At 56.6% G+C, this 17,658-nt stretch carries 21 protein-coding genes and 1 other RNA gene; 8 read left to right on the top strand and 14 right to left on the bottom strand.

Annotated elements, in window-relative coordinates:
- Nucleotides 1–13 precede the first annotated feature (13 nt).
- Nucleotides 14–247: a sulfurtransferase TusA family protein gene (locus tag ACR0NF_RS04595; RefSeq protein ID WP_480469889.1), complete on the bottom strand. Its 234-nt coding sequence runs from the start codon at nt 245–247 to the stop codon at nt 14–16.
- Between the two features lie 105 nt (nt 248–352).
- Between ACR0NF_RS04595 and ACR0NF_RS04590 the strand changes: the two genes are divergently transcribed.
- From ACR0NF_RS04590 to ACR0NF_RS04575, 4 genes are all read left to right on the top strand, one after another.
- The gene (locus ACR0NF_RS04590; protein WP_480469888.1) at nt 353–1,105 is read left to right on the top strand and encodes a cytochrome c biogenesis CcdA family protein; all 753 of its coding nucleotides are present in this window, start codon (nt 353–355) and stop codon (nt 1,103–1,105) included.
- A gap of 88 nt (nt 1,106–1,193) precedes the next feature.
- A complete protein-coding gene (locus ACR0NF_RS04585; RefSeq protein WP_480777840.1) occupies nt 1,194–2,408 on the top strand; it encodes a hypothetical protein in 1,215 nt (404 codons plus the stop codon).
- Nucleotides 2,405–3,754 (top strand): cytochrome P450, encoded by a 1,350-nt coding sequence (locus ACR0NF_RS04580; protein ID WP_480469886.1) that lies wholly within the window; start codon nt 2,405–2,407, stop codon nt 3,752–3,754. The genes ACR0NF_RS04585 and ACR0NF_RS04580 overlap by 4 nt, the downstream gene beginning before the upstream one ends.
- Nucleotides 3,755–3,826: 72 nt before the next feature.
- On the top strand, nt 3,827–4,708 hold the full coding sequence (locus ACR0NF_RS04575; RefSeq protein WP_480469885.1) for a fructose bisphosphate aldolase: 882 nt from the start codon (nt 3,827–3,829) through the stop codon (nt 4,706–4,708).
- Between the two features lie 3 nt (nt 4,709–4,711).
- Here the strand turns inward: ACR0NF_RS04575 and ACR0NF_RS04570 are convergent, their stop codons facing one another.
- Genes ACR0NF_RS04570 through fumC form a run of 4 tightly spaced genes read right to left on the bottom strand, consistent with a single transcriptional unit; the run spans nt 4,712 to nt 7,163 of the window.
- Complete coding sequence (locus ACR0NF_RS04570; protein ID WP_480777839.1) at nt 4,712–5,314, bottom strand: DNA-3-methyladenine glycosylase I; 603 nt, start codon at nt 5,312–5,314, stop codon at nt 4,712–4,714.
- A gap of 60 nt (nt 5,315–5,374) precedes the next feature.
- Nucleotides 5,375–5,596 carry a ribbon-helix-helix domain-containing protein gene (locus ACR0NF_RS04565; RefSeq protein ID WP_480469883.1) on the bottom strand — a complete coding sequence of 74 codons (222 nt, stop codon included), beginning with the start codon at nt 5,594–5,596 and terminating at the stop codon, nt 5,375–5,377.
- A complete protein-coding gene (locus tag ACR0NF_RS04560) occupies nt 5,593–5,769 on the bottom strand; it encodes a DUF4169 family protein (protein ID WP_480469882.1) in 177 nt (58 codons plus the stop codon). The genes ACR0NF_RS04565 and ACR0NF_RS04560 overlap by 4 nt, the downstream gene beginning before the upstream one ends.
- Nucleotides 5,769–7,163 carry a class II fumarate hydratase gene (gene fumC / locus ACR0NF_RS04555; protein WP_480666968.1) on the bottom strand — a complete coding sequence of 465 codons (1,395 nt, stop codon included), beginning with the start codon at nt 7,161–7,163 and terminating at the stop codon, nt 5,769–5,771. Before fumC ends, ACR0NF_RS04560 begins: the two co-directional genes overlap by 1 nt.
- A gap of 207 nt (nt 7,164–7,370) precedes the next feature.
- Here fumC and ACR0NF_RS04550 point away from each other — a divergent pair, with 207 nt between their 5' ends.
- On the top strand, nt 7,371–7,934 hold the full coding sequence (locus ACR0NF_RS04550; protein WP_480469880.1) for a hypothetical protein: 564 nt from the start codon (nt 7,371–7,373) through the stop codon (nt 7,932–7,934).
- A 29-nt stretch (nt 7,935–7,963) separates the two neighbouring features.
- Here ACR0NF_RS04550 and ACR0NF_RS04545 read toward each other — a convergent pair whose 3' ends face one another.
- From ACR0NF_RS04545 to ACR0NF_RS04505, 9 genes are all read right to left on the bottom strand, one after another.
- Entirely contained in the window at nt 7,964–8,431 is a 468-nt protein-coding gene (locus ACR0NF_RS04545) for an SspB family protein (RefSeq protein WP_480469879.1), read from the bottom strand.
- A gap of 77 nt (nt 8,432–8,508) precedes the next feature.
- The gene (chrA, locus tag ACR0NF_RS04540) at nt 8,509–9,783 is read right to left on the bottom strand and encodes a chromate efflux transporter (RefSeq protein ID WP_480777838.1); all 1,275 of its coding nucleotides are present in this window, start codon (nt 9,781–9,783) and stop codon (nt 8,509–8,511) included.
- A 128-nt stretch (nt 9,784–9,911) separates the two neighbouring features.
- Nucleotides 9,912–10,343 carry an ester cyclase gene (locus ACR0NF_RS04535; RefSeq protein ID WP_480777837.1) on the bottom strand — a complete coding sequence of 144 codons (432 nt, stop codon included), beginning with the start codon at nt 10,341–10,343 and terminating at the stop codon, nt 9,912–9,914.
- Between the two features lie 98 nt (nt 10,344–10,441).
- Nucleotides 10,442–10,789, bottom strand: a transfer-messenger RNA (tmRNA) gene (gene ssrA / locus ACR0NF_RS04530).
- Between the two features lie 36 nt (nt 10,790–10,825).
- On the bottom strand, nt 10,826–11,188 hold the full coding sequence (locus ACR0NF_RS04525) for a DUF4345 family protein (protein ID WP_480469876.1): 363 nt from the start codon (nt 11,186–11,188) through the stop codon (nt 10,826–10,828).
- A 14-nt stretch (nt 11,189–11,202) separates the two neighbouring features.
- Nucleotides 11,203–11,853, bottom strand: coding sequence for a TenA family protein (locus tag ACR0NF_RS04520; protein WP_480777836.1), 651 nt, complete (start codon nt 11,851–11,853; stop codon nt 11,203–11,205).
- 81 nt (nt 11,854–11,934) lie between these two features.
- A complete protein-coding gene (locus tag ACR0NF_RS04515) occupies nt 11,935–12,585 on the bottom strand; it encodes a hypothetical protein (protein WP_480666960.1) in 651 nt (216 codons plus the stop codon).
- Nucleotides 12,586–12,598: 13 nt separating this feature from the next.
- The gene (locus tag ACR0NF_RS04510) at nt 12,599–13,999 is read right to left on the bottom strand and encodes a selenium-binding protein SBP56-related protein (protein ID WP_480469873.1); all 1,401 of its coding nucleotides are present in this window, start codon (nt 13,997–13,999) and stop codon (nt 12,599–12,601) included.
- Nucleotides 14,000–14,100: 101 nt separating this feature from the next.
- On the bottom strand, nt 14,101–14,832 hold the full coding sequence (locus tag ACR0NF_RS04505) for a FadR/GntR family transcriptional regulator (RefSeq protein WP_480469872.1): 732 nt from the start codon (nt 14,830–14,832) through the stop codon (nt 14,101–14,103).
- 89 nt (nt 14,833–14,921) lie between these two features.
- Here ACR0NF_RS04505 and ACR0NF_RS04500 point away from each other — a divergent pair, with 89 nt between their 5' ends.
- The 3 genes from ACR0NF_RS04500 (at nt 14,922) to ACR0NF_RS04490 (ending at nt 17,590) form a co-directional block, all read left to right on the top strand.
- Nucleotides 14,922–15,713, top strand: coding sequence for a DUF2182 domain-containing protein (locus ACR0NF_RS04500; RefSeq protein ID WP_480469871.1), 792 nt, complete (start codon nt 14,922–14,924; stop codon nt 15,711–15,713).
- A gap of 4 nt (nt 15,714–15,717) precedes the next feature.
- The gene (locus ACR0NF_RS04495; protein ID WP_480777835.1) at nt 15,718–16,422 is read left to right on the top strand and encodes a DUF1326 domain-containing protein; all 705 of its coding nucleotides are present in this window, start codon (nt 15,718–15,720) and stop codon (nt 16,420–16,422) included.
- A gap of 64 nt (nt 16,423–16,486) precedes the next feature.
- On the top strand, nt 16,487–17,590 hold the full coding sequence (locus tag ACR0NF_RS04490) for a dimethylsulfoniopropionate demethylase (RefSeq protein WP_480666958.1): 1,104 nt from the start codon (nt 16,487–16,489) through the stop codon (nt 17,588–17,590).
- The last annotated feature ends 68 nt before the right edge of the window (nt 17,591–17,658 follow it).

The raw sequence follows: 17,658 nt of genomic DNA, 5'->3' as shown, positions 1-17,658 counted from the left end.
TTTTTCTTTTTGATCAACCGGATTTTTGGATCAGATAAACCTGGTATCCATTCGTCGTGCCCTGCGAAACCAGCGTATGCCCGGCCTCACTGCAGAAATGCGGCACGTCGATGATGGCCGCCGGATCATCGGCAAGCACGCGCAGCAACCCTCCGGCGGGTAGGGATTTCAGCCGTTTTCGCGCTTTCAGTACGGGCAACGGGCACAACAGCCCCAACGCGTCGAGTGTTTCGGTCTCATCAGTCATGGGATTGAGATATTTCCAACGCGCGATGCTGTCCAGCGTGCAACCACGAGGATGTGACTGAATGGCCCCGTGACGAAATCGATCTGATACCATATGTGCTATTCCATGTTCGGAATAGATATCATCGACGCGGGGCTTCTGCCCGCCATGTTCATCGCCATGCTCGGCGGTTTGATCAGCTTTTTATCGCCCTGTGTGTTGCCGATTGTGCCACCATATCTGGCATATATGAGCGGCGTTTCGATCAACGAGATGAAGGACGAGGCGCGCGCACGCCGCAAGGCGACCCTGTCGGCACTGTTCTTTGTTTTGGGTCTTTCGACGGTTTTCCTGCTGCTTGGTTTTACTGCTTCTGCCTTCGGGGCGTTTGTTCTGCAAAATCAGGTGCTTTTCGCCAAGCTCTCAGGTGCGGTGGTCATCGTTTTCGGACTGCACTTTCTGAACGTCTTCCGTATCCCACTATTGGATCGTGAAGCGCGGGTTGAGACCGGGGATTCCGGTGGTTCGGTCTTCGGTGCCTATATTCTTGGCCTTGCCTTTGCGTTCGGCTGGACGCCCTGCATTGGGCCTCAGCTGGGTGCAATTCTATCGCTGGCTGCATCCGAAGCCTCGGTTGCGCGGGGCACCCTATTGCTGGGTGTTTATGCGGCGGGCTTGGGAATTCCTTTCCTGCTGGCGGCAATGTTCCTGAACCGCTCGATGGCTGTGATGAACCGGATCAAACCGCATATGGCGACTATTGAGAAGGTGATGGGCGGGCTACTGCTGTTCGTGGGTATTATGCTGATTACAGGTCTGTTCACCGAATTCAGCTGGTGGCTGCTGGAAACTTTCCCGGTTCTGGCCACGTTCGGTTAACCCTCTGGCGCTAAACGTGGATGTCGCGACGGCGGGTCTTACACCGCTTGCCGCTCTGCGCTAATCTGCGCGGCAGAGGGCCGGGTCAATGAGCAGTCAACAACCCCATCCAGAAGTGCGCAAACGCCGGGTGTTCTATATTCCCGGCTACGACCCGATTCATCCGCGCCGCTATCGTGAGCTTTACCGCACCGAAGGCCAGGCCCAGGCTGCGATTTCGGGATATGAAATCTCGATCCGCGGGCGAACCGGGAATGACCTTTATGGTTGGCAGATACATTCGGAACAGGAAGGGGCCACGGTCGCGGCGGTGGTCGATGTGCTGGTATGGTCCGATATCGTGCGCCAGAGCATGGCGCGCTCAATCCCTGCGACCTATCTGCAGCTTGCTCGCACTGCTTGGATTTATATCTCGACGGGAACACTTTGGCGCTTGATGCAGTTGCGCAAAGGCCCGGTGATCGCAGCGCTTTATCCCGTCGGTATGCTGTTGTTGCAACTGATCGCCGCTCTGGGGTTTACCTGGGGTCTGTCCGCTGCGCTGCATCCACTGATCGGGGGGTGGGGACTGTTGCCTGCGATTGGGGTCGCCTATGCGCTACTGCTCTGGTTTCGGAAGCTCGATAATCGGTTGTTTGCCTATTACCTGATGCATGACTACGCGCATTCAGCGCGCCTGCGGGGCTCGTATGCGCCAGAAATGAAACAACGGCTGAGGCAATTTTCCAACCTGATCTCAGACGCCCTTGAGGCCGATGTGGATGAGGTTCTGGTTGTAGGCCACAGTTCAGGAGCCCATCTGGGTATCTCGGTACTGGCAGAGCTGTTGCGGGGCCAGAAGATTCCAAGCGACGGTCCTGCATTATCTTTCCTGACATTGGGGCAGGTTGTACCGATGGTGTCCTTTCTGCCAGATGCCAGCGGGTTACGTTCGGACCTGCGTTATCTATCAGAGCACCCTGATCTGACATGGGTCGATGTCTCAGCTCCGGGGGATGGCTGCGCATTCGCGTTATGCGATCCGGTTGCCGTCAGTGGTGTCGCGACATCTCAGAAGCGCGGGCCTCTGGTGTTGTCAGCCGCCTTCACCCAGACCCTGTCCGCTGAACGCTGGAAGCAGTTACGATGGCGATTCTTCCGTCTGCATTTTCAATATCTCGGCGCATTCGATCGGCCCGGAGATTATGACTATTTCCGTATTACCGCAGGCCCCAGGACCTTGGCGAACCGGTTTAGGGACCGCACACCCTCACAATCACGTATCGAGAAACCAACCTCGAAATACACTTCGGTGCGCGCATGAGACCACCGAAGCCACAGGCGCGCCCCGACAAGGTATCTCTCTGGCAGTACATGCGCCTGTTCCGAAAGGATCTGTTGTCAGCTCAGCCACAAAGGCTCTACCGCGCTTGGATGGCCGAATTCAAAACGCCGTTCTTTCGGTCTTACATGATCAACCAGCCCGATCTGATCCGAACCGTGTTGAAAGACCGGCCAGACGATTTCCCCAAATCCGAGCGTATCAGCGAAGGGCTGCGTCCGTTGTTGGGGCAATCGGTTTTCCTGACCAATGGAGAAACATGGAAGCGTCAGCGGCGGATCATCGACCCGGCGTTCGAGGGCGGGCGGCTGAAAGACAGTTTTCCGGCCATGGTCGATGCGGCGCAGGCTTGTGTCGATAGATTGACCGCGCAGGCCGGTCAGGTGGTGGAATGCGAAGAGATCACCAGCCACGTTGCTGCCGATGTGATCTTTCGCACCCTGTTCTCGGTCCCGATTGAGCATGAGGTCGCAACGCAGGTTTTTGACAAGTTCCGCACCTATCAACGTGCGCAACCGCTGCTGAATCTGGCCGCGTTTATTCCGCTGCCACGTTGGATGCCTCGGTTTCATGTGCGCCGAACCCGGGAGACGGCGCGGGAAATCCGGACACTGATTGGTCGTCTGACAGCGGAACGTGCGAACGCGATCTCTGCGGGTAACGCTCCGGATGACCTCGCGACGAAGATCATGACGACGCCCGACCCGGAGACAGGCGCTTGTTTTGGCACCGAAGAAATGATCGATCAGGTGGCAATCTTCTTTCTTGCAGGGCACGAAACCAGTGCTTCGGCCTTGGCTTGGACGCTCTATCTCATGGCGCTTTATCCTGATTGGCAAGAGAAGGTCGCAAACGAGGCGCAGGCGGTCAATATCGACGATTTTGCCGTGATGTCGAAGCTGAGGCTCAGCCGAGACGCGTTTCGTGAAGCGCTGCGACTCTACCCGCCTGTACCCATGATGGTGCGTGAGACGACAGGCCCGGAACGCTTCCGCGACCGGGATATTGCGAAGGGCGCGCAGATCGTGATCAGCCCATGGCACCTGCACCGGCAGGAGCGCCTGTGGGACAACCCCGACGATTTCGATCCTGCTCGTTGGGCCACTGAAAATGGTCGAACATGCCTGCGAGAGGCTTATATCCCGTTTTCCGCCGGGCCACGGGTCTGCACAGGTGCGGGCTTTGCCATGATTGAAGGCCCACTGATCCTGTCGATTCTGCTACGGCGTTTTCGCTTCGAAACAATCGAGGGCAAAACGCCCATACCGGTCGCGCATCTGACGGTCCGCTCGAAAGACGGTATTTGGTTACGGCTGGTTGAGCGCTAACAAACTACCATCGTCCGACGGCTTGCTGTATGCGGAGGACAAATACGGAATCATATTGAACGGGAATGAGTTATGTCCAAGGCAGAACAGCGCGCACAGATGTCCGAAGGCGCAGGATTTATTGCAGCACTGGACCAAAGCGGGGGTTCGACACCTAAGGCGCTGGCGCTTTATGGCGTTGAGGCGTCGGACTACAGCTCAGACGAAGAAATGTTCGGTGAAATCCAGAAAATGCGTGCGCGCATCATTCTGGCCGATGACTTCACCAGTCAGAAGGTGATCGGTGCGATCCTGTTCGAACGGACTCTTGGTGAAGAAATTGATGGGAAGAAGGTCGCGGATTACCTTTGGTCGGCCAAGCAGATCGTGCCGTTCCTGAAGATCGACAAGGGTCTTGAAGATCAGGCCAATGGCGTTCAAATGATGAAACCGATCCCGGGTCTAGCCGAAACGCTTGCCAAGGCAGAAGGCGTATTCGGCACCAAAGAGCGTTCGGTCATTCATGAGGCCAACGCCGAAGGTATCGCCGCGGTTGTCGCGCAACAGTTCGAAGTGGCGCGTGTTGTGACAGATGCGGGCATGGTGCCGATTGTCGAGCCCGAGGTGAACATCCACTCGGAAACCAAAGCTGAGGCTGAGGATATTCTGAAAGCCGAGATCCTAAAAAACCTCGATCAACTGGCCGAGGGACAGGAGGTCATGCTGAAACTGACTATCCCGAGTCAGGTAAACCTCTATGATGCGCTGGCAGATCACCCGCGTGTTCTGCGCGTGGTCGCGTTGTCGGGCGGATATTCGACCGAACAAGCGTGTGATTTGCTGGATCAGAACGGCAAGATGATCGCCTCATTCTCCCGCGCGCTAACCGAAGGCCTGTCCAAGCAGCAGTCGGATGCAGAGTTCAATGCCGCGTTGGGCAGCAATATCGAAAAGATTTATCGCGCCTCGATCTGATCTTCAGACAGGTTTGGTGAAAGAGCGGCGCAACTGCGCCGCTTTTTTACGTCCGATGCACCCTTCGGCGTGGTCATTGACCAGACCCATGGCCTGCATGAAGGCAAAGACCGTGGTGGGGCCGACGAACTTCCACCCCCGTTTCTTCAGATCCTTCGACATTGCGATGGATTCCGGTGAGGTTGATGCCGTTTGCGGCGGCGGAGGCGTTTCGGCCTCATACCGCCAGACATAAGCGGCGAGAGAGCCCTCGGCCTTGATCAACTCTTGCGCGCGACGGGCGTTGTTGATCACCGCTTCGATCTTGCCACGGTGCCGTATGATGCCACTGTCTTGCAGAAGACGTTCAACATCTGCTTCAGAAAACGTAGCCATCTTGTTGAAATCAAAGTTACTAAAGGCTTTGCGAAAGTTCTCTCGCTTATTCAGGATCGTCCGCCAGCTTAGGCCTGACTGAAAACTCTCGAGGCACAGTTTCTCGAACAATCGCTGGTCATCCGCAACCGGATGGCCCCATTCTTCATCGTGATAGTTAAAGAACTCGGGCGCGGCCTGACACCAGGCGCAGCGCGGTTGGCCATCGGGTCCGGTAACAGTTTTGCTCATGACAATGTACCCTTTTTGTTCCTTCATAAGCTATACGCTCTGGAAAGTGTGTGACAAGCGTCAATCGCGGGTTCGATACCAATTAAGAACAAAAACCCGAATAGCCGAAGCGAGACCGGTTTCCGGATCACGCTCTACATCAATCTCGGCGGCCAGAGCGTTGATTGCCTGATCTTTTTCTTCGGCTATGTCACGGAATGCCCGCCAGAATTCATCCTCAAGGGATACTGATGTGCGATGACCTTTGAGGGTCAGCGAGCGTTTGACCGGGCGGCCGCTCATTCATCCAGCTCGTGATTGTCGAGGTCCCGCTTCAGCTTGTCCTGCTGCAGCTTCACCACCTCTTTCTCGGCCTTGGTTCGACCGAAAGCCACAGAGTTTTGGTCTGCACGGGCCTTCTTGTCGGCCCGCGCCTTTTCTTTTCGATACCGGTTCAGATTGACCGGCTTACCCATCAGTCTTTCGGGCCGATCATCTGTTCAGGACGCACGACTGCGTCAAACGTCGCTTCGTCCACAAAGCCCAGCGCAATCGCCTCTTCCTTGAGGGTGGTGCCGTTCTTGTGCGCGGTCTTGGCGACCGTAGTTGCGTTGTCGTAACCGATCGTCGGAGCCAGTGCAGTGACCAGCATCAGCGATTCCTTCATCAGCTTGTCAATGCGCGGCTCGTTGGCCTGAATGCCCAGCAACATCCGCTCGGTAAAGCTGTCAGTGGCATCACCCAGCAACTGGATCGATTGCAACAGATTATAGGACATCATCGGGTTGTAGACATTCAACTGGAAGTGACCCTGTGAGCCCGCGAATTTGATTGCAGCATCATTACCCATGACGTGGGCAGCCACCTGCGTCAGCGCCTCGGCTTGAGTCGGGTTGACCTTGCCCGGCATGATTGACGAACCCGGCTCGTTCTCGGGCAGGATTAGCTCACCCAGTCCCGAACGCGGGCCAGAACCCAATAGGCGGATGTCATTGGCGATCTTGTAGCAAGAACCAGCGATGGTCGCCAAAGCACCCGACAGGAAAACCATGGCGTCATGCGCCGCCAAAGCCTCGAATTTGTTCGGAGCGGTCACGAAGGGCAGGCCGGTGATTTCAGCCATATTGGCAGCGACGGCTTCGTCCCAGCCACCATGGGTGTTCAGACCGGTGCCAACGGCGGTGCCGCCCTGAGCAAGCTCATAGATGCCAGGCATCGCGGCCTCGACCCGAGCGATACCCTGACGGATCTGATGGGCATATGCTCCGAATTCCTGCTCCAGCGTCAGCGGCGTTGCATCTTGGGTGTGTGTGCGGCCAATCTTGATGATACCAGCGAACTCAGCGGCCTTTTTCTCAAGCGCCTCCGCAAATTTGGTCAGGCCGGGCAGCAACACGTCGCGCACGCTGACAGCAGTGGCGATATGCATGGCGGTGGGGAAGGTGTCGTTCGACGACTGGCCCATGTTGCAGTGATCGTTCGGATGCACCGGGTCTTTCGAGCCGATCACGCCGCCCATAATTTCGATAGCGCGGTTCGCAATGACCTCATTCGAGTTCATGTTCGACTGGGTACCGGATCCGGTTTGCCAAACGACCAGCGGGAAGTTGTCGTCGAACTTGCCCTCGATCACCTCACCAGCGGCCTGAATGATTGCATCGGCGATATTGGCGTCCAGCTTGCCGATGGCCTTGTTTTCCATCGCGCAGGCTTTCTTGATCACGCCCAGCGCACGCACGATGGCGACGGGTTGCTTTTCCCAACCAATGGGAAAGTTCATGATCGAACGCTGCGTTTGAGCGCCCCAATACTTGTCAGCAGGAACCTCAAGCGGGCCAAAGCTGTCGGATTCGGTGCGGGTCTGAGACATCTGTCACTCCGTCTGGTATGCGGTTGTATGCCGTTTAGCCCGAGCGGTGTCGTGACGCAATCGGCCAGTTGCGCGCACCTTAAACATCGACTGTTCAAAGGTATAGATGAGGCACCCGCTCAAATAATTTCTGTTAGCGAAAACAGTGCCATTGTACACGGGCGGGCTAGAGTTAGAATGGAAAGAAGACTCGCGACGGAGGCAGCTATGCGCGTGACAGTTTTTGGATCGGCCCTATACGGGATCATATTCGCCCTCGTCGTGACGACTTTCCTGGCGCTGCTGGCGCCGCATGCTTTGGCTAACACCATCAAACCATTTGTCGGGGATTACGTCGGTTCAGCCGATGTGGTTGATTCTGATGGTAGGTCCATGCCCCGGGATATGAGCGTTTCGATTCAGGAAATACGGGGCGGTTTCAATATCAGCTGGACGACGACAACTTATAAGGAAGATGGGCGGGTCAAAGAGGGGAAATACTCGGTCGATTTCCAGACAACTGAACGTCCTGATGTGTATTCCGCTGCTATGAAGCGAAATGTGTTCGGTCACGAAGTGCCGCTGGACCCGATGAAGGGAGAGCCCTTTGTCTGGGGCCGGATCGAGGGTGATACGCTAACCGTATTCTCGTTGTTTATCGGAGAGACGGGCGATTACGAATTGCAACAGTTCGACCGCACCCTCGCCGAAGGTGGTTTGGATCTGTCATTTTCCAGGTTTCGGAACGGCGTGAAATCACGCTCGGTTGAGACTTTCCTGAAAAAAGAATGAACCCCGCACTAGGCGGGGTTTGAAGCAGCTTATTTGCGGAAGCTGTCCAACGAGACCACATCGGCATCATGATGTGGCTCGGGCTCTTCCACATCCACCTTCATCGGAGCTTCGGAAGGCTGGTAATCCGCCTCGTCCTCATCTTCGGGGCTTTCAAAACGCAGGCCGAACTCGACCGAAGGGTCCACGAAGGTCTTGATGGCAAGATATGGAATATACAGCGGTTCCGGCGCGTCACCAAAATTCAGAGTGATCGAAAACCCGTTTTCTCCGACCTCAAGATTCTCGAACCAGTGCTGCATGACAATTGTCATCTCGTCCGGATACCGTTCACGCAGCCAGTCAGCCAGTTCGACACCCTCTTGCCGCGTGTCGAACGTGATAAAGAAATGATGAGCACCGGGCAGGCCATGTTCAGACACGCCCGTCAGGACGGTCTTGATCAGGCCGCGCATGGCCGTGTGCATCAAATTCCCGTAGTCGATGTCTTGCGACATGATTGATCCTTCGAAAGTGGTTGGTCTCAGCATAAGGGATTTGGACGGAAACGAAAGGCCGTGCTGGGCTGCATTGATTACAAAAAGTGCAATCCGATTCCGGCCAGAACCATTAAGAACAATGTGGTGGCTAAACCGGATTTCAAACGGAAAATCAACATGCCAGCGGCCAAGGTAAGGGTCAAAGCATCGATATTCAGCGTGTTCGGGTCAGGCAAGGGAAGAGAAACCGGCCCCCAAGCCCATCCGACGATATTGCCGAATAACACGTTCAGACCAAACCACACGGACAGGTTGAGAATCACTCCGACAACCGCAGCCGTGATCCCGTGCATCGCCGCTGCCAGGCGTGGGCGAGCGGCGATTCTCTCCAGATGCGGAGCCGCAAGGAATATCCATAGGAAACACGGTACAAAAGTCGCCCAGAGAGCGACGGCGCCTGCCGCCAGCGCCAAGGCCGTACCCCCGGCAATTTGGCCGCTGAGCATGGCGACGAACTGTGTCACCAGTATCAAGGGCCCGGGTGTGGTTTCAGCCAGTCCCAGCGCATCGATCATTTGGTCCGTGCTGATCCATTGATATGTCTCAACTACAGTTTGAGTCATATACGCCAGAACCGCATAGGCGCCGCCGAACGTGACCACGGCAAGCTTGGCGAAGAACCAGCCAAGATCGCTGAGCAAATTCTGATCACTCAGTTCCAAAAGCACCAGCGGACCTAGCCACAAGGGCAGCCAGATCATGCAGGTTCGGATTGGATGGGAAGCTGCGGGGAGCGGCCCGGTCGGAACTGGCGCGGTGTCCTTCGATGTGACATATCCCCAGAGCGCTGCGCACAGGATAATCAAGGGGAAGGGCAGGTTGAAGACGAATATACCCAGAAACCCGAGCACGGCGATCACTTGGTGTTCACGATCTGTCAGCGCTTTGCGCGAGAGATTTCGCAGCGCATTCAGGACGATGATAATGACCGTTGCTTTCACGCCCAGAAATCCGGCTTGCACCAGCGGGAGCGTGCCATACGCGGCATAAAGCGCGACCAGAACCGCGATTACAAAGGCGCCGGGCAGGACGAAAAGGGTGCCGGCGACCAAACCTCCGGCAACGCCGCGTAGCCGCCAACCTGCATAGGTGGCGAGTTGCATCGCTTCGGGGCCCGGCAGCAGCATGCACAACGATAGAGCGCGCAGGTAGGTCTGTTCGTCGAGCCACGCGCGCCGCTCGACAAGCTCTTGATGCATCAGGGAAATCTGCGCTGCAGGGCCGCCAAAGGACAAAAGGCCGATACGGCCGAACACTCGGACCAGTTCCAACATGGACGGAGCCAGTGTCTGTGACCCGGTGGCAGCCATCGCATGTCTCCTTCGTGGTTCGGATACATGCGAACTTGATCTGCCATCTGATGGGGTGTTCGCAAGCCAACCCCGCGTTTTCTGCTAGCGCGGAAACTCAGCTGCGGTCAAGCGTGCGGTTGCGTGCTTCAGGCCCAGTCTAGTCTTTGGCCTGTCATGCAAACGGGCAATGTGTCCTGAGGAAATTGCCCCAACTGCTCAAAGAGCGAAATGAAGTCAAACTGATTGTAGGCTTCGACCATCTTATCACCCTTGAACCGCGCCATCACTTGCCCGGTCACTTCAAGCGGAGCGCCATTATCAGCTCGGAACGTGCGAACGTGAAGAATACCAGATACCCAATCGCCGTTTTCGATGATCTTTGGCAACTCTACCGAGATGTCGCCAAGAACATGTCGAAAGGCCATTACGAGATCCCTGAAATCATCCGCGCCAACCTGCATCTCGGGGATCAGCCCCTCGGCCAGTGTATCCGGGGCAAAGAATTGGTCGATGGCGTCAATGTTTCCCTTTTCCCAGACCTCAGAATACCACGCGCGCAACTTGTCTGATTTCGACATCTCGACCTCCTGTCATCCGACGAAAGGATGAAACAGAGAAGTGAATAAACTCTGAATCTCGGGTGAGTTCTGAGCAAGAAACAGACATAAGAGGAAAAAATGCAGGTTTCTGTTGCCAGGTACCTGCGAACCCCGCCTTACGCGGCTAGGCGCAAGGGCTTAAGTTTCGGTCTTGCTACTGCTTACGCAGCAACTGCAACCGGAGCACGATTGTCGTTTGCAATTGTACTAGTTTCGCCGATAACGGTGGCAGACAGCCGAGACAAAGCTAACCCCTTTAGACGTTCGTCGATCCTGTTTCGGCCCCATGATCCCCAAACGAAGGATTATTGGTGGAGCCGCCGGGTACCGCCCCCGGGTCCGATCCGCTTATTACGAGCGCGTTTATGTCCATAGTCCCGAAGGACATACCTTATATAGGTGAGGATCAGGCCCGATGCAAACTCAGATTGAAGATTGCAGCGCACAATAAAGCCAATAACTTACGCCGTCTTGTTCATGTTTGCGAGGATCAACCAAAGGGCCAGAACCAGTTCGATTCCCCCGAATGTCAGCGCTTTGATCAGCGGAGGGTTGTCCAGTGCCACCGAGACGAACCGTCCAAGCGCAGCACCTGCATAAACCACGCCCAGCATCACATAAGCCATCGGATGGTTCAGCCACAGAACCGCGATGCCTGTAACCACAAACAAGCCTCCAACCGAGGCACGCATCTCGCTAAGGCCCATCGTACTGTTGGTAGGGGCCAGATCCAGCGCATTCGCGGTGAACGCAGGGGCCAGAAAGCCAAATGCGCCGAATCCGATCGTCAGAACTGCGGCAAGAATGTTCAACGCCGAGACCATCTTATTCCCCTCTGTCAGGCCGCGTACGCGGCATCAAAGAACTCCAGTTCAAGTTCGACGGCGCGGTGGAACAGGCGCGTCACCTCAGCCTGCGCATCGGCATCCAGCGTGAGCCAGATTTTGTCCAATTGGTCGCGCAAATAGGCGACCACACCTTCGAACCCTTCGCCTGCATGTAGCGTAATCCATTCGCCAAACCAGAACGGCAGGTCCGGGGCTGGTGGGTTCACCGGGGTGGCCCAACTGAGGTAGACCCATTCGGCGACCACCAGAACCGCCAGCATGTTCTCATACCGGCCCGATGCGGCGGCTTCGGCCATCAGTTGTTGGAAGGCCAATGTCGCAGGCGCAGGCTGATCGATGGGCGCCGTATCCAGAGCCTCCATCGCGCGCAAGAAATAGGTGTTTTCTGGCCCGGTGATCACCGCAAGGAATTGCGCCGCGGGCACACTGTCTGCAAGGCTAGGTGCATGCGCAATCGCGCTGGCCAGAAGACGTACTAAACCATCGACGAACTGATAATCCTGTTGCAGATACCAGCGCATCTTGTCAGCGGGCAGGGTGCCCGCTGCGAGATCGCGAGTGAAGGCATGAGTTGTGGCCGCCTGCCATTGCTCCAATCGACCTTGACGAAGGATTTCGGTTGGGCGTGCGCTGTTTTGCATCTCGATGCCTCCTGACTGTCTTGGTGGCAGACAAAACCGGTTTTTGTCCAAGATACAAGGCCTTACAGAAATGGGATTTGATCAGATCGCCGACCACAGTCCCAGACCACCGACCAGAATCAGGCTCAGCGCCCAGACCAGTTCCAGATTGAACCAACTGCGCGACAGGAATTGCAGGCCAAGCCAGCGATAGACGGCAAAGGCCAGAATGCCCCCGCCAAGTACCATCGCAGCGGTATGCAGCGCGGCAACGGCAAGCACCAGTATCCCGTTCGTAGTCATGATTTCAGACACTGCCCGATGGCCCGCATCCAGCTCATCCAGCCCGCAAAGGCCCAGATATATTGGCACCAACATCAGCGCAGCCCCGTGGGCCAGCGCCACCAGAAAGGACCAGAGCGCCAGCCTGCCGGGCGGGATGCGGGACAGCATGCGAGGATGGCGCCGGATGATGGCGATATAAGCCCCCATCGCGATCACGATCAGGGCGGCGCCGATCCGGATTTCGCGTTGGTAATCAACCAGTACGGCCATCAATGCGAAGGGCAAAAGGACGCCCAGCATGGCCAGAAAATGTCCTCCGGCAAGCGCAGCAAGGGCGCGCCAGAGGGCGGATTGCCGTTGCTCCATCAGGGCGGACGATACGGCCAGAGGCCAACCCATCCCGGGGTTCAATCCGTGATAGGCACCACTGAGAACAACGGCCAGCCAAAGGCCAGCCGTTGATGTCATCAGAACCTCCAAGTCAGACTGAAGGGTAGCAGAAGCTGTCAGTCGAGCAGTCCCCACCCTCAAGACGAATCTGGTGGCTGCGATAGCCTTTTGGGAACTCGACCCAGAACTTGGGATCAAGCGTTAGGCCACCGTTTTCACCAACATCCGCCTTGACCATCGCCGCCCCTCCTTCTTCGGGATAGAACTGATCGTCCCAGGTGGAGTAGAGCGAATTCGTCCAGTAGACGCGCTTGCCATCACGACTGATCTCCACCATCTGCGGGCCGTAGCCGAAGGTCTGACCGTTGGGATGTTTCGTTTTCTTCACGATCCCGCCGATTTCAACCTTACCCGCAAGCGTAGGGTTCGTCGGGTCTGACACATCATATTGATGCATTTCTCCGGTGCCCCAACAGGCGACGTAGAGGTATTTGTCGTCGAGGCTGAGGTCGATATCCGTGACCAGAGGCGGCACGGCCGCAAAACCTTTCAGCAGTTCCGGCAAGTCATCCGGATCAGCGGGTTGCGGGTCGATGGTGATGGTTTTCTTGGCTTCAAACGTACCATCATCGTTGCGCCACCAAGTGAAAATTGCCCCCTGCAAGTTCGTTGTGTCCACAACAACGCCACAGAACCCGTGTTGCTTGACCGGGTCATGCGCAGGCCGGATTTCCAGCGCCATCTGATGGTTTTCGCCCAGATCAATGGTCTGGATGTTGGTGCGGTTTCTCAGATTCCAGAAGTGGATACTGTGGCCGTATTTGTTCGACAATAGATCCTCAGCCACCAACCCGTTCTCGAATTGCGGCGGCAGGCCCCATTCCGAGCTGACCATGTAGTCGCGCGGCAGGTTCCACCAGAAATCATAATGTTTGTCCTGCACGCCGCGTTCGATCTCGTACCGTCCGATGATCTCGAAACTCTCACAATCCATGATGAAAATACCCGGAGGGCCATCGGTTCCGTCTTCTCCACCGCCGCCAAGCGTGCTGACATAGATACCTTCGGGTCCGCAATGGATCGTGTGAGGCCGGGAATAGCCTGTTTTGGCAAAGACTTCCTCGGGCTCGATGATCTTGTGGATCTTGGCTTCCAGTGGGTTTTTTACATCGATGATGTAGATGCGGCTAGACCGGATGCCGGGAATGATCAGATAGCGGCGTTCCAGAAATGCATGGCCGCTGAGCGGTGACAGTGCTGATGAACAGGCGTTCCAGCCAAAGTGATGAAATTCATCCCCTTTTTCCGGCATGATCACCTGATGAACGATCTTGCCATAGTCATCCGATGTCGGATCGACATTCACCACGGCCAGCCCGTCAGGTTGCGAAAAATCGGGGCTGAGCATCAACGTGAAGGCCAACGTCTCGGTTGGGCCCTCCATTGCCAGTTTGGCCGATGGGTAAAAGGTTGGGTCCGGTCTTTGGTTCATAACTTCCTCCCGTAAGTCATTGATATTCAATTCATAGTGAGAGTTCCGGTCTTGTCGCCGGATGTCATGCTGCCTGCTCGGGGTCCTCGTTGGTTTCGTTCTTATGCGGGTTTGCGCCGCTGTTCGGCGACATCTTGCGCCAGTTGTCTCGTATAGCTTTCCAGTTTGATCAGCGCGGCATCCACGGTCGCCGCATCGCCTGCCTCCAGCCCATCGGCGATGTCGGTGTGCAGCGCGATGATCTCTTCGCGCGACCGAGCTGTAAAGGTAATCATGTTCATCAGGGGCTGCATTGCTTCGACAGCCCCAGCAAGTTGGTAGGACAAAACCGGATTGCCCGCGCCATCGACCAGCGCGCGGTGAAAGGCCACGTCAGAGGCGCAAAATGCCTCATCCGTCAAACCCGGTTGCGATTGCCGAAAGATTTCAGCCCGCATCGTGGCCAGTTGATCGGCTGTGCGACGCTGCGCCGAAAGCGAGGCACAGGCGCGTTCTAGCGCATAGCGGGCCTCGCAAGCGGTATCAAAGCTGACTGCGTTCATCGACAGTAGCAAGGTTGAGGTCGTAATCTGCTGAGAATAAGCATCCTCAAAGTTCAGCCTGTTCACGAATGCACCACCCGATGCCCCGCGTTGCGTGCGGATCAGAGACTGTGCGGCAAGCCGCTTCAATGCCTCACGAACAGTCGGGCGCGAGACCTGAAACTGATCAGCGAGCTCGGATTCGGAGGGCAACCGCTCATCCACAATCAACCGGCCAGAAACGATCGCGTCCCGGATTGCCTGGGCAATTTGGGCCGACAGATCAGCAGGGTTTCGCGGGTCGATTTTCATGGTGTTTATGCGGATTCGAGAATTTTCATTTGTCTGACATTTAAAAGTCTGACATTTGAAAAGCAAGAGAGTTGAGTCGGGAGGGGCAAGTGAGTCGCTCAGTTTTCCGCAGCGCGCTTTGGTTGGGCTTCTACATCACGATCCTTTGGGCGTGGTGGATGATGTTCAGCATGAGCCGCGATATGGATCTGGACTGGATCGGCAGACCGGGCCCGATGGGACAATCCATGGCCGCGATGGATCCGCGGATGGACATGTATATGCCCATGGCCGAGTTTGGCCCGCTGTTCTGGATGTGGGCCATCATGATGGCGGCGATGATGCTACCAACGCTTGTGCCCACCCTGCGCAGCTATGACGACCTGATCCGCAGTGCAAACGGAACGCGGGCAGGGTGGCTGGGCGTTCTGAGCGGTTACTTCATTGTTTGGGTCGGTTTCGCGGCCCTGATCACCGGTCTGCAGCTGGCTCTGCTGTTTGGTGGCGCGGTTGACATGCTGGGTATCGCCAAATCACCCTATTTGGCAGCTGGGCTGCTGATCGCGGTTGGCGCATTCCAGTTCACCCGCGTGAAAGAGGTCTGCCATGGGGTTTGCCACGCCCCGATGACCTATTTTCTTGGGCACTGGAAGACGGGTTTCACCGGCGGTCTGCGAATGGGCTTGGGGCTGGGCTCGTTCTGCGTCGGATGCTGTTGGGGGTTCATGGCGCTCGGCTTTGTTGGTGGGATTATGAGCCTGTTGTGGATGGGTCTCGCGACCCTGTTCATGGTGTTGGAGAAACTTCCTCAGATCGGGCACGCGGTAACGCGCCCCTTGGGGTTCGCGCTGATTGCGGGCGGTTTTGGACTGCTGGCGTATCACATTGCATACGGAGGATAAGCCGATGGCAAAAAACAGAAAACCGGAATCGGACAAACTGCCGATCAGTCAACGGATCGACAGCCGGATGCCAAATCCCAAGCGCCGCGGGATGAGCCCGACGGACTGGGCCATCAAAGGTGAGCTGATCCTGAACTGTTCCTGCGATGTGTTCTGCCCCTGCGTTGTATCGCTTGGGGCGCACCCTCCGACAGAAGGGCACTGCCATGCCTGGATGGGCATCATCATCGATGAAGGTCATTATGAGGGCGAAGACCTGTCAGGCCTGAATGTGGGCCTGCTGGTCGATATCCCGGGCCGTATGGGCGAAGGTCAGTGGAAGGTCGCGGCCTATGTCGACGAACGCGCCAGCGGCAAAGCCTATAACGGTCTTCTGCAGATCTTCAGCGGTCAGGCAGGTGGCACAACGGGTCTGTTCACTATGCTGGTCAGCGAGATCATCGGGGCAGAGCGTGCTCCGGTTGTGATCGAGCGTGACGGCACCAAGCGGCGCATTGTGATCGGGCGCAAGATTCAAGGCGAGATTGAGATGCTGGCAGGCAAGGACCCGGAGCATCCGGTGATGGTCTCGAACTCGAAATACTGGATGGGGCCAGATATCATCGTGGCGAAGGGCACCAAATCCAAGGTGCGCGACTATGGTCGTGTCTGGGATTTCGGTGGCAAATCCGCCGAAATTTGTCCGATTGACTGGCATGGACCCAAGTAAGTCACGCGGGCGTTTCAGCCCAAAGTGATTGGCATCAATGCTGGTGTTGCCTGAGGAGGCATGAATGGCTCAAATCTCACTTTCTCGCCGACTGCGTCGCACGCCCTTCTCTGAGGGTGTCGAGGCGGCGGGGGTCAAGGGATACACCGTCTATAATCGTATGTTACTGCCCACGGTTTTCGAAAGCGTCGAGGCAGACTACCGGCATCTCAAATCCCATGTGCAGGTCTGGGACGTCTCATGCGAACGCCAGGTCGAGCTGCGGGGGCCTGATGCAGCCCGTCTGATGCAGATGCTGACACCGCGCGATCTGCGCGGAATGCTGCCCGGTCAGTGTTTCTATGTGCCGATCGTGGATGAAACGGGCGGTATGCTGAATGATCCGGTTGCAGTAAAACTATCGGACGACCGGTGGTGGATCTCGATCGCCGACAGCGATTTGCTGCTTTGGGTGAAAGGATTAGCCAACGGCTATCGTCTGGATGTTCTGGTAGATGAGCCGGATGTCTCTCCGCTGGCGGTACAAGGACCGAAAGCCGATGATCTGATGGCACGGGTGTTCGGCGACCGCGTGCGCGACATTCGGTTCTTCAAATTCGATATGTTCCAGTTTGAAGGACGCGATCTGGCCGTTGCGCGGTCGGGCTATTCAAAACAAGGCGGGTTCGAGATTTACGTCGAGGGCGGAGATGTCGGCATGCCACTTTGGAATGCTCTGTTCGCCGCAGGTGAAGACCTGAACGTGCGCGCCGGTTGCCCGAACCTGATCGAACGGATTGAGGGCGGTTTGCTGTCTTACGGCAACGACATGACCGACGACAACACTCCGCATGAATGCGGTCTTGGCAAGTTCTGTAACACTCACACAGCTATCGGTTGCGTCGGGCGCGATGCTTTGCTGCGTGTCGCCAAAGAGGGTCCTGTGCAGCAGATCAGACCGATTGAGATTTCCGGGGATACTGTCCCGCCATGCGATCGGCCCTGGCCTGTCTACGGTGGCGGCAAGCCTGTTGGGCAAGTGACCTCGGCCGCGTGGTCGCCGGATTTTCAGGTCAATGTCTCGATTGGAATGCTGCGGTTGAGCCATTGGGATCCGGGCACCGCGCTGGAGGTAGAGACGCCCGACGGGCAGCGAAGCGCGGTCGTGAAGGACGGGTTCTGGATTTGATCGGGGAAGGGGGCTCTGCCCCCGTCGCTGCGCGACTCCCCCGGGGTATTTTGGGCCAGATGAAGAAG

The organism is Ruegeria sp. CF4 (assembly GCF_056537345.1).
This window is presented reverse-complemented; position numbering and strand designations above follow the sequence as displayed.